Source organism: Serratia sp. T13T92, from assembly GCF_047530105.1.
Lineage (GTDB): Bacteria > Pseudomonadota > Gammaproteobacteria > Enterobacterales > Enterobacteriaceae > Chania > Chania fonticola.
Genome location: NZ_JBLJAK010000001.1, coordinates 446299 through 458701 on the forward strand (window position 1 = coordinate 446299; position 12403 = coordinate 458701).

Consider the following 12403-nt stretch of genomic DNA (forward strand, 5'->3'; position numbering starts at 1 on the left):
CTGAATGCCAAGCTTTTCGTGGCGCTTTTCTAAGCTGCCTGTACGGCAGTGAACGTAGCGCTAACGTACTTCTGGGAGCGCATTACTTTCTAAGCTGCCTGTACGGCAGTGAACTCTGTCGAGTTTGCAGATATCGTTAAGCCTCGTTTCTAAGCTGCCTGTACGGCAGTGAACGCTGTTGTTTACGCTCCCGGATATCTGGGTCAGTTTCTAAGCTGCCTGTACGGCAGTGAACAACACTAATGGCCCTGCCGTTTGCGTTCGACTTTTCTAAGCTGCCTGTACGGCAGTGAACTTAATATCAGCATGCCATTGGGCGGACGACTTTTTCTAAGCTGCCTGTACGGCAGTGAACGTTTTCTTCCTTTTGAGCATCCTTTGTTGCCTTTTCTAAGCTGCCTGTACGGCAGTGAACGCCGATGGTTGTGCTGAGACAAGGCCAGAAGATTTCTAAGCTGCCTGTACGGCAGTGAACTCTCTCTCAGATGACCGACTAATTTTTTTTGCTTTCTAAGCTGCCTGTACGGCAGTGAACGCGCTACCAATGCGCAATTCAATATCGGTTCTTTTCTAAGCTGCCTGTACGGCAGTGAACGCAATTATTATTCTGGCGGTATGGGCGGTTTTTTTCTAAGCTGCCTGTACGGCAGTGAACTATTGGCCTGGATGCATATTGTATTGTATGAATTTCTAAGCTGCCTGTACGGCAGTGAACAGTCAGCGAGGCTAACCCAGTAGGTGTTACCTTTTCTAAGCTGCCTGTACGGCAGTGAACATCTAAATTTGTCACCGTCGAAGGCCACTCAATTTTCTAAGCTGCCTGTACGGCAGTGAACTCAAGGCCGCGCCCATCGCTGCACATACCGTCTTTTCTAAGCTGCCTGTACGGCAGTGAACTGACGGTGCTTACAAAGATGATTGGACGGGTATTCCTAAGCTGCCTGTACGGCAGTGAACTCGTTGGCGTGAATGTTTTGGTCTACCGGATCGTTTCTAAGCTGCCTGTACGGCAGTGAACCTATCAGGCATTTTTGTACCTGAACAAGCGAGTTTCTAAGCTGCCTGTACGGCAGTGAACCAGCGTAAACAAAAACACATTCCGTGGCTCAGTTTCTAAGCTGCCTGTACGGCAGTGAACAAAATTCCCGGCGTCAATATCGACTTGAAACCTTTCTAAGCTGCCTGTACGGCAGTGAACACAGGGGGCGATCATGTGTACTTTGCAGGATATTTCTAAGCTGCCTGTACGGCAGTGAACCCAGCTCGGGCTTGCTGCGCAGTTCGTCCACACTTTCTAAGCTGCCTGTACGGCAGTGAACGTCATACCGGGATACAGCGAAAAGCGGTGAAAGTTTCTAAGCTGCCTGTACGGCAGTGAACCTTATTGAGGATTCTCGGCTACGCTGCCGGAATTTCTAAGCTGCCTGTACGGCAGTGAACGAAGAGCCATTAGTTTTGGCCCCGATTGTTCCTTTCTAAGCTGCCTGTACGGCAGTGAACTCCGGGTAATTCAGAGCGATCGTCGCATTGCTTTTCTAAGCTGCCTGTACGGCAGTGAACATACGTCTCTAGGTCTGAGCGCATATTCAGTTTTTCTAAGCTGCCTGTACGGCAGTGAACTGGATGCTGGATAGCTTCACGCGGCTTCCTCTTTTCTAAGCTGCCTGTACGGCAGTGAACTCGCGTTTAACCTTGAGATCGTTATCAGCATTTTTCTAAGCTGCCTGTACGGCAGTGAACGTCGTTCTGGGGCAATCGACCAGCAAAATGAATTTCTAAGCTGCCTGTACGGCAGTGAACGGCATGCGCCTGATCCCCGCCATTACCCCTTTTTTCTAAGCTGCCTGTACGGCAGTGAACGGCCTCACCTGTTATCGTTGCGCCGTTTTCCGTTTCTAAGCTGCCTGTACGGCAGTGAACTACATGGGCTCATGGGCCGTGCTGGGATTTTTTTTCTAAGCTGCCTGTACGGCAGTGAACAGTGGTGGGCGAGGATTGAAGCTATCGTGTGCTTTCTAAGCTGCCTGTACGGCAGTGAACATGCTGAGGTTGCCAATGCACTGTGGCTAGTTTTTCTAAGCTGCCTGTACGGCAGTGAACGCCGTCGAATGTCGCATTATCAAGTTTAGGAATTTCTAAGCTGCCTGTACGGCAGTGAACTGTTACATCCTAGCGCTAATTCTCTGTTACTTAAACAGTAACCTTGAAACCCTTCGGAAAACCCTTTTTTCATCCACTCACTATCCTTATTTTAAAATCAATGGGTTATGAATAGCTTCAAAATTAGGGTCTGGAGGGACACTACGAGTATCAGGGATTGATACAGGTTCGAGGGATGATTACAGAACTACCAAGGGATGAATGCAGCTCTTTTGTATACCACCGTGCGGAAGAGTTTCAGTGGAGGGAAAGGAGATGGAAGCCATAGCTCCCGTCAGATTAATGGCTAAGACTACGGTTCTCTATTGGCAAACCGAATCGAAGACCTGGATCGCCGAAACGGGACTGTTTATTGCCTGCGGCATCAGCATATATCCCACAGTACATTGCATGTCATTACCGGCACCCCATTTCACAATCAGTTCTCCTTTGTCTTCCGCTACACGAGCATACATTTGCCCACCTTGCCCCACAGAACCCACACTGTTGCCTTTGCTATCAAAGATATCGGCGCCGAACGGTACCGGTTCACCCTGATAGGTCGCATTCACCAGAATTGCCGCCCCCTGTTTGGTGTTGTATTTCAATTTCACCACCGCCCCGGAATACGGCGCAACTTTCTGGCTGGTGTTATCCAACTCAACGTCCGCCGCGGTACCTTTCGGATCAATACTGATTTCATTCATCTGGTAGGGATTCAGGTAAGGCACCATTGCGTAGCCGCGGGAGTTAACGTTCACCCCAGGATACGACGACACGCTGGCACCTTCTGCTCCCTTGGCCTCTACCAGGGCAAAGGTGTCTGAGGTGTAGGGAGTAAAGGTGATCCCTCCTGCGTGGGCGATCACCGTCCCTGTCATACCGGCAGAGCCGCTCTGGTAGCCTTTCCCGGTGCTGTAGGTTCCACTCAGTGCACTGACCCGGCTGCGATAGTTACCATTCACCGACCCGCTGGTGCCCATCCCCTGGTTGGCGTTCATCGCGGTTATGCCATAACTGAGCTGGTTCTCCACACCGGAAGTACCGGATACCGTGGCCTGCTGGCCATAACGCCCACTGCTGTCATGAGACAGGTCCATTCTCAGCTGTGGCGTGTGGAGTTCGTCATTCCGGCCCAGCGGCAAACTGAAGCTTAGCAGGTAGTTGGTTTGCATCTGCCCGATGCTCGAGTGACTGCGGTTGGCACTGATGCCGTAGGACAGGCTCTTATAACGGTTGTTATACCCCACCTGATACTGTATATCGCTGCCATCCTGATTCCAGTAGTCCTGCACTGAGCCACTGACATACAGTTGCCCCCAGTTATCCGGCAAGCCTTGCCCTGCGGTCAGCGTCAGGCGGTTTTTGACTCGTGATATGGAGTCCAGAAAATCCCCCTGTTCCGCCGCATCACGGGTTTGCGCGGCGGTCAAAAAATCCAGGTAATTTTGGGAAGAAGAGCGATGGAATACCGCCGAAAGGTTGCTGTTGGTTTCGCTGATAAGCTTGCTGTAGCTCAGTTGATAACTCTGCCCGCTTAGGGTGCCGCCTGGCTGGCTCCGCCCGTTCGCATCGGTGCTATCACCCAGTTTCGTGCCGGCCTGAGTGACGTCAAAGGCCAGTGCCCCGATCGGGATCCCCAATGCCGCCCCAACCTGCACCGCATAGTAGTCCTGGCTGATTTGCAGCCCACCATAGCCGGTAATGGCATTGGTCAGGCCATATTGATAGGTACTCTGGAATAAAGTCGGTTCATCACGCAGGTTTTCGCTACGCAATTGACCCGCTGTGACGGAATAGCGCGATGATCCCGGGCGCAACAGTTGTGCCACCGAAGCATAAGGCACACTGAAGGTCTGTTCGGTGCCGTCGGACTCACGCACGGTAACCACAAGATCGCCACCGTAGCCGGTCGGGTAAAGGTCATTAATCAGGAACTCCCCCGGCGTCACCGTGGTTTCATACAATACCTGGCCCCCCTGGGTCACGGTCACCCGGGCATTGGTGCGGGCAATCCCCCGAATCTCCGGCGCATAGCCACGCAGGGATTCCGGTAACATCCGCTCGTCGCTGGCCAGTTGAGCCCCGGTAAATGGCAAGGTATCAAACAATTGCCCGGTAGTATTCGATTCCCCCAGCAACATACGCCCTTTCAGTTGCGGGATGTCGCGCTGTAAATAGGTATTGAGACTGCTGTATTGGCTGGGCCCGTCACTCATCTGGCTATAAGAGCCGTTGTGGCGCAAATACCAAGCCCCCACGTTCACCCCGGCATTCACCCCGGCAAACAGCGAGTTAAAGGTGTTGCCGTGCGATTCGCTGGTGTAGCCATTAACGTTGTAACCAAACAGGAACGCCGGGATACCGCTGTCCCATAATTCCGGGCTCACGGTACCCCGGGCAATATTGAGCATGTAAATCTGAGGGATAATGATGTCCAGGCGTTGTTCATTACTGTCGAAATTCACCTGGGCTTCGGGAAGCTTATTTTGCAGATCCATGCATAGGGCGCCGCTAGACTGCTGTTTCAAAAAATCGGCGGGCAGTTTTTCGTAGTTGAACGCAATATTTTTAATAATGTCGCTGGTCAGGCATGGATAGACCGATTTATCGGCCCGAGACTTGAATTCAATATCGGTATTACTGATCAGTTGATCGTTAACATACAGCGCGGTTTTGTAAATTCCGGGCAACCCGGAGGCGCCTTCGGCGAAACGGCTGAGATCGACCGACTGAATATCATCAACGTTCAAAAAAGACGAGTCGAACTCCAGGCTCTTGGTACTGGTTTGCGGTGCATTCTCAGTTGCCGCGTCGACGCTTCCCGCCACAAGAATCGATAGCGCCGCTACCGCCAAAGAGGCGAACGGCTCACGAATAGCGTAGCGCAAAAATTTTGACATCCCGCCCCCTCAAGAGCTTGATACCAGGTGAGTCACTAATCGAAATAGTGATGAATATTTTTACTTAATCACGGCATCGAAGGGGTTGACCGCACCATAGTCATTAACAACACTTCCACTGATTTTGTTGCCCCCATTGCCAGCCAGATTCAACACCATGCTTGAGCGCGGTGCCACCATGGCGTTGTCGAGTTTTTTGCCGTTGACTGACAGATTCACAAAATTGACATAAAACGGCGTAGGATTGGTTGCCTGTACTTTGCCGCCTTGCGTATTCCAGGTGACGGTTTTATAAGCATCATTGGCATTACCTTGCAGGCCCGCAGGGCGATAGAACAGCTTTATCCGGGTACGGAAAGCCATTTGCAGACGGTTTTCGCTCGTTTTGGCTTCGCTTTTGGCCGGAACTTCCAGCACATTCAGCCAGAACACCGATTCCCTATCCATTGGCAAGCTTCCACCAGCATAGCTGATACGTAGTGTCTGGCCTTTACCCTGCTCCACCCGGTTCATCGGCGGAGTCAGTACAAAGGGAACTTTGATAGCAGCAGGTTTGGCATTGGGATCGCCATTATCTATCCAGCTCTGAAGCAGTACCGGCGAGGGGCCGACATTATTGATTTTGACACTGACTTCTTTGGCATCCGACGGATAAATCACCCGTGTGCCGCTGAGTACCACGCTGGCCAAGCTGCTGCTGCTGAAAAGAGCAATCGCTGCAAAAATGCCAACCTGACGCGCAGTATTTAGAGGAAAAAGTTTCATTAAAAACTCCTAACCCAACGGGAGATAAAGGGGGATGACTCCCCCCCTTCTAAAACTGATTATTGATACTGAATAGAATAGACTACATTGCTGATCACGGTGCCAGCAGTAGTGGCTCCTTCAGCATAATAACGCACTGCATAAGGCAGGGTAGCGCTACCGCTGGTAACATCTTGATAAGTGGTGTTGGTCACCTGGTTCGCGTTACCGGCCTCGATCACTGCCCGAGACGAGCTGGACGCGTCCAGCAGTTGCAGACTGACGTTGGAAGCCGTGCCAGTCAGGTTTTTCAGACGCCCGGTCACGGAATCTACCGAAGCACCCGCTTCAAAGAAGGCTGAGGCAGTCTGCAGTGTGCCTGAACAGTTGTTCAGTGCCATCACGAAACCTGTTTCACCTGCGGTTTGGGTCGCGCCATTCAACTGGCTGGTGCCGACGGTTGGCAGCACGACAGTGGCATCTGCCGTCTGACCATCGACTACGACATCACAGGTGTTGGCGGTCAGTTCACCGTTAAAGGTGATGGTACCGGTAGAAGCAGCCTGAGCCAGACCCACTGAACCAAATACTGCAACCAGGGAAGCTACGATTGTTAAGTTTTTCATGTTTATTCCTATTTACCTTGCGTCATTAAACTATTAGGTTACCCACGGAGGGTAGATATATTTGTGCAATACATATCTCTATAAACATGGCGAGTATATGTCGGCAATAACACAGCATTTAAAATGCAGGGCAATAACTGGCGTTATCAAATTAAATGAAGACAAACTACATTCACAAGATATCAATGAACGGCAGTTCCTTGTTGAAAGCCTTTCAGCGTTCCTTTATCCCTTACCTATCACGAACCATCCGTCCGGTACTGCATACTGCTTTGCTGTTGGAATAAATATTACCGCCAAATGCGGAATATTCTTAGTGAAGTAGTATAAAACGCAGGGAAAAGCATTTATTTTCATTAAAATCAATAGATTAAACAACGTTCTTATATGAGAAACCGGATTTCTTTATTGTTCTAACAGCACTGCACTTCCATATAAGAAAACTAAGCAACAAATTGATATATAACAAAAAACACCAAGAAAAGGGATTTTGGCAGCGATACACAGATAGCTTTGCTTACCTGTAAGTTACTTACTGCTCTGCCACAAAGTTACACCTCATCAGCGTTTGGCTGCTATTTCCCCAACCGATCTGTTTAGACGGGCGCAGCATGCAGCGCCCCTACGCTGTGAGACCTGCGAGAGATTGTTAGCAGATACAGTTTGTCGTGATGATTGTGGTCAACCAAGGATTAATGCAGCTCATTTTACATAAAGTTTTGCAGAAGAATATTTTGGAGAAAACAAATGGGAGCCATCAGGCTCCCGATATTCAATAGTGAATTTTTGAGTTACTGGAAATTCAACATGAAACCAGCCGCAGCCTGATAATCACCCGCTTGAATATTTCCCGGCACACCATCTCCCTGAAGGTAAACGGTAAAAGGAAGGGTGTTATTACCATTCTAGAGCGAAAAATTTTTGCTGGGCTTCCCCAGTTCGAGAACATTTCCTGAACCATCGGTCAATGCAACACTGGCACCGCTAGCCGTACCTGTAATGCCAAGACGACCATCCTTTCCTTCCATGCCAACAAAAGTAACGGTTACGCTATTACCTGCAGAAACTTCACAATTTTCCAATTGAATATTGAAATGTTGCGGAACCGACTTACCAGAGCCATTGTTTTCAAGCAGTGCGGCATCGGCCACCTGCCCTAATGCGATTGTCTGGTCAAGAGACTCGGGAGCTAAAGAGCAGGATGTTTGTGTCTTAATAATACTACCTGACACTGTCATTCTTCCATTACCTTCGGCCATCGTTGCCGAGCTAAAAGCAATAGTTGTTAAGAATAGTACAGCTAACAAGTTTTTAATTTCCATAATAGAACCCATTGTTGAAAATAATAGCACAAAATGTGCATGGCTATAATCGCATTTTACGGAATAATTGAAATTCGTTTGCGTTGTGCCAGTGACAGGCAAAATTATTTAATCTATTCATACCTCGTGTACTTCTTGGGGCGTATTTCACCGACTACGCTCACAATAGTTAACATTTTTCAAGGGTGGATATAGCCGCTAGCGATCTGCAACCATTCATTATTGAAATAAGATTTAGGCCAATTGTACTCAGGATGTAAAAAAGCCAGCATTAATGCTGGCTAGGTTAGATTAGATTAACTATAGGGGTATCGTTTAAAGGCAGCCTTTTATACCGGAAATTAATATTTTCTTACTACCCCAAATTCTATCCCCGTTATGGTAAAAAACGACTCTGCTTTTACCATCAACTGAAGGTGAAACATCAACTATTTCTGTATAATTAAGAGTATATAGTGTTATCATATCGCCGGTGTTTCGCTGACTGACACCAGCTGCGGTAAGTCCCATGTGAACATCACTGTTTTGCCAAGCATTTTTTATACATGCTGCCGTAATTTCCGTATTCATAGATGAGGTGTATTCACTATCCATCCCGTTATACGCTCTTCCTGACTCAACGTTGGCAATGAAACAACCAGATAAAGCGACAGGAAGGATGAGGGCAATCCATTTATAAACTTTCATTTTTCCTCACATTAGCAAGTATTTATTTGCAGCTGCTTTAAAGTTGTTTAATTCTTGAGCAGCATCATTATTAACAGATATTTTTTGCATAAAGGCGACCCAGTCTGCGTATGTATCTATAAGTGCTGCTTTTTCCTGTTCATTCATTGGCACTGACTTTAGCTGTTGGAATTGTTGTTCTGAAAATTTAATAGCATTTTCGCGCGTTGTTAATGTACATGCGTGTACTTCTTCTATGTACGCTTGATCTGCTTTAGCTTGAGCGGTTTTTAGCTTTTTTGCCCCTATATCATTGAATAAACTAGCTAGAGAGGCCATTTGTTGCAAGTTGTTGATGAAGTCAGATTTACCAACCGTATCACGCTTCACATTTTCAGTTATATTAGGGCATTCAAACCTATGAAGATCCCAACCTTTACCTGTTACATCATATGTGCAACCTGATAAAAGAACCGTTCCTAAAAGAATAAAAGTTAAACTTACCGTCCTCACATCCTCATCTCCATACCTAACATTTTGTAACATCCTAATGCCAATAGAACACAAAAGAAAGTGAGAAAAACAGCAATCGGAACTAGCTAGTCATCTTTGTGATGAATAGAGCCCCCCCAGAAGTACCGTGCCGCGTTGGCGGTCTTTGCCGTACTGATGCCAGCGTTGTTTGCGTAGTGGTTACCAGGAATTTGTTAATCATCTCGACAATAACTTTCAAAACCGAGGCACTAATCTGCTTGAATGAGATTTTAGCGGTTGGTTATTAGGCATGAAAAAGCTCATCTTTTACGCAGTCTTGCGGAGAGGTTTTTGAGGGTAAAAAAAACGGGAACCATCAGGCTCCCGTTATCAATCAACGCTAAATCACAATTACATGTGTTTAACGATAGCGTCGCCAAACTCTGAACATTTCAGTAGTTTAGCGTCTTCCATCAGGCGTTCGAAATCGTAAGTCACGGTCTTTGCAGCGATAGCGCCTTCCATGCCCTTAACGATTAGGTCAGCAGCTTCGAACCAGCCCATATGACGCAGCAGCATATACTTGGTCAATCATAACTAATTGATTATAATAGCTAAAATAACAATTTACATCGGTAAAAATCGGCCTTAGTGAAGCCTTGATTGGCGCTGATTTCAGTTGAGTTTTGCAGAAAGAGAATTTCTTCAGACTCTACATTTATCATGACCGATCACCATTATTTCTAACAAGGGCTGCGGCATCTCGACACCCCCCTTTATGAAGGGTGTTTCCTACTGTTCTACGTTTCGACTCCAACGCATTCACGATAGCCATTCTGTCGACAAGCTGGCCATGATGAACCAGCTCAAGAACTGCCGCACCGATCTCCGAAGCAATAAGTCCAAATCGTTCTTCATCCAATTCCATAGATACCTCCGGTTATTTTTCACCCAGATTAGCATGGTGATATCTGGCTGGATAGTTTGCCGGAATTTTTCCCGGCGTTGTAAATCACTCCTTGCTTTCTTCGATAGGTACAGGCGCGTCACCTGGAACCTATTCTTTAAAACCTTCCTTCTCGAAAAATTTGAAGCTTTGCTAAAATCCATATTGAACAAAGAATAATTTAACTGTACAAATAAACAGTCAAATCGTGGAGGGCTAAACCATGCTGCATATTGAAGTGACTATCGATAAGAAAAAAAAGCTGCCGGCAGGTGCTGCGTCTGCTCTGGCCATTGAACTGAACAAGCGCCTACAGCGTAAGTTTCCTGACGCGGTGGCTACTGTTCGGCTAGGTGGCATGGATGGGCTATCAGTTGGCAGGGCGACACCAGCAGATAGAGAGGCGATCGAGGAAATACTGCAGGAGACGTGGGAAAGTGCTGATGACTGGTTTCAGTCGTGAAAATTGCAAATTAATGTGTAGCAACTATATTTGCTAAATTAATCCTATCAAAGAGCTTTAGCGTGAAAAAAGGACTTGACAAAGATGCGTTATTCACAATTTCCCTGTTCGTCTCAGCGATATGCATTTTTGTATTAACGTGGCTAGTATGGCGTTGACACTTCATATTATGTCCGAGCTCTGCATGAATGCTAGCGGAGCTCACAGATAGCTATCGAGTACAGAGTACTGCCCCGGTATCGTTATTGCAAATTCAGCACGCATTGACAAAATGATACAGAGGCGGCACCATTAAAACTTAACTCTTGGCGCTTTCGGCGTCAACTGTAACAGTTTTTTCATGAGCAGCTTTAGAGCGTTCCATTGCTGAAGCTGATTCTTTCTTGGCTTCTTCGTGCTTTCCTTCTTTATGATGCTTAGCAGCCTTCTTGTGGTGCTTCGCGGCGGTTTTATGCTTAACCGCTGCGTCTTCATGTTCCAGAGTTGTAGCATCGGCAGCAATCGAAGCGAAAGAAGGTAGACCCAGAGCAAACATGGAAATAATTAAGCCTTTATTAGTCATAACAATTCCTTTGATTTAAATCATAACCAGACTGCGCCAGTAAACCTAGTCGATAACTCAGAAATTGCAAACCGGTATTTACCCTAGCCTAGTTTTCACTTCCTGGGTTCTTAGATAGGGACTGGCGTTTCACCCTGTGAAAACTCCGAATACAGCTCATCACGGCGGCATCTCGACACGCAGATCAATCCAGCGACCGCCTGGGATATCCATTGACTAGCCTGACTTTTTAGTCAGTTAGTGCTGACTCTGGTATGGGGATTGAATCATCCGGAACATATTCGGCGAATTGACTGTTTGGAACGTTTAGGCGAACCATTAAAAACTTACCTTCAGGGATGTCGATGCTGTCACCATTGGCGTAACCGTCAATGTTATTCTGCAACGCAGAAATGGGACAATCATTTGTCCTGTGGTACGTCTTGAATATAATGGAGCCGTCCTTTTTCACTTCATAGTCCACCCACAATAATGCACTGCCGTTTTCGTCCTTGGGTACTTCGAATTTCCAACCATTATCGTTATAAAAACCCAAACACCCATCAACGTGATAAATGCCTACATCAAGCCGCTTGCAGGTAACTCCCTCCGACTCCATATTGTTTTTGCAGGTGCCATCCCGATAAATACTCGTTATTGGCGAGGCTTTCTTAATAAATCCATTACCATCAACAACTGTATTAAAACTATGCCAAATGACTTTGTGCATTACCCAGCCTTCGCGAAGGTTGCCACATGATACTGATAGATGGTTTGCTGTTGATGCCATGTTAAACGCAGCATAAACGTCTTCTGTTCGGCACCATATCGACGGTCCCCAAGCAGGAGTATACCATCCGTCACCGTTGTCATTTATTGGCGCATTGTTTCTAAAGGCTGTAAGGCCACGCTCGCCAAGTTCATTAAGTAGGTAATTAACATTATTGCTATTAATGGTTTTAAATCCTTTATAGCTCCCCCCCAGCCCCCATGCGCCATTTAACATGATTTGATTACTATTGGCACCTACGTTAGCCGTTGCTGCTGTTCCCAGGCCAAGGCTAGTACGAGCGGCGGCTTTATCGCTTAAGTCAGATAGATTTTTATCTTTTGCTAACTTACCTGCGGTTGTCTCCGCTACTGTATTAATATCATTTCTTAGAATAGATAATTGTCCTGCGTAACCTCGCCATGCTGGCCCGGTGAAAGTGCTGCCATCGGGCAACTTGACCGTTACATTACCCGTGCCGCTGAATACCTGCTGCCAATTGTCCTTGTCATAGTTTAGCCCGCGTATCGCTCTTGATGCTTCAGCGACGAGCTGGGCGGTGATTGAGTTCTGTGTTTCACGCGGCACGGCTGACCATGCTGCTCCGGCTTGCGTAGGTCCATCGTAGACGCGGACTAGCGTCACCTGCGTCGCGTTATCGACGGTTTTCACCGGCAGCGTATACGTAACACCACCGACAACCACTACAACAAAATCGCCGGGCTTCAGTTCTGTGATGAACGCCGTACCCGCGCCTTTAACGGTAGCCGAGTTGGTCGTGAGCGTGATAGTTCCTGCTGGCATAAGCTG

The 12403-nt window shown here is 47.4% G+C and carries 10 protein-coding genes, 1 pseudogene and 1 CRISPR repeat array (1 of these 12 cut by a window edge); of the genes and pseudogenes, 1 reads left to right on the top strand and 10 read right to left on the bottom strand.

Going from position 1 to position 12403, the window contains the following annotated elements:
* Positions 1-2160: a CRISPR direct-repeat array (repeat unit 28 nt; unit sequence TTTCTAAGCTGCCTGTACGGCAGTGAAC); it begins 275 nt to the left of the window's first position.
* Positions 2161-2462: 302 nt separating this feature from the next.
* The 8 genes and pseudogenes from ACMV5I_RS02010 to ACMV5I_RS02045 all read right to left on the bottom strand — a co-directional run bounded on the left by ACMV5I_RS02010 (position 2463) and on the right by ACMV5I_RS02045 (position 9802).
* Complete coding sequence (locus ACMV5I_RS02010; RefSeq protein WP_414823529.1) at positions 2463-5042, bottom strand: fimbria/pilus outer membrane usher protein; 2580 nt, start codon at positions 5040-5042, stop codon at positions 2463-2465.
* Positions 5043-5102: 60 nt separating this feature from the next.
* Positions 5103-5807, bottom strand: coding sequence for a fimbria/pilus periplasmic chaperone (locus ACMV5I_RS02015; RefSeq protein ID WP_414823530.1), 705 nt, complete (start codon positions 5805-5807; stop codon positions 5103-5105).
* A 59-nt stretch (positions 5808-5866) separates the two neighbouring features.
* Positions 5867-6412, bottom strand: coding sequence for a fimbrial protein (locus tag ACMV5I_RS02020; protein ID WP_065685954.1), 546 nt, complete (start codon positions 6410-6412; stop codon positions 5867-5869).
* A 905-nt stretch (positions 6413-7317) separates the two neighbouring features.
* Positions 7318-7734: a fimbrial protein gene (locus tag ACMV5I_RS02025; RefSeq protein ID WP_414823531.1), complete on the bottom strand. Its 417-nt coding sequence runs from the start codon at positions 7732-7734 to the stop codon at positions 7318-7320.
* A 315-nt stretch (positions 7735-8049) separates the two neighbouring features.
* Entirely contained in the window at positions 8050-8421 is a 372-nt protein-coding gene (locus ACMV5I_RS02030; protein ID WP_024485967.1) for a hypothetical protein, read from the bottom strand.
* A gap of 6 nt (positions 8422-8427) precedes the next feature.
* The gene (locus ACMV5I_RS02035; RefSeq protein ID WP_024485966.1) at positions 8428-8946 is read right to left on the bottom strand and encodes a hypothetical protein; all 519 of its coding nucleotides are present in this window, start codon (positions 8944-8946) and stop codon (positions 8428-8430) included.
* 339 nt (positions 8947-9285) lie between these two features.
* Positions 9286-9465 (bottom strand): annotated as a pseudogene (locus ACMV5I_RS02040) (isocitrate/isopropylmalate family dehydrogenase); the annotation flags it as partial.
* A gap of 130 nt (positions 9466-9595) precedes the next feature.
* A complete protein-coding gene (locus ACMV5I_RS02045; protein WP_414823532.1) occupies positions 9596-9802 on the bottom strand; it encodes a hypothetical protein in 207 nt (68 codons plus the stop codon).
* A gap of 244 nt (positions 9803-10046) precedes the next feature.
* Between ACMV5I_RS02045 and ACMV5I_RS02050 the strand changes: the two genes are divergently transcribed.
* On the top strand, positions 10047-10283 hold the full coding sequence (locus ACMV5I_RS02050; protein WP_223538503.1) for a DinI-like family protein: 237 nt from the start codon (positions 10047-10049) through the stop codon (positions 10281-10283).
* Between the two features lie 298 nt (positions 10284-10581).
* Here ACMV5I_RS02050 and ACMV5I_RS02055 read toward each other — a convergent pair whose 3' ends face one another.
* On the bottom strand, positions 10582-10845 hold the full coding sequence (locus ACMV5I_RS02055; protein WP_414823533.1) for a hypothetical protein: 264 nt from the start codon (positions 10843-10845) through the stop codon (positions 10582-10584).
* Between the two features lie 229 nt (positions 10846-11074).
* On the bottom strand, positions 11075-12397 hold the full coding sequence (locus ACMV5I_RS02060; RefSeq protein WP_414823534.1) for a phage tail protein: 1323 nt from the start codon (positions 12395-12397) through the stop codon (positions 11075-11077).
* Positions 12398-12403 lie beyond the last annotated feature (6 nt).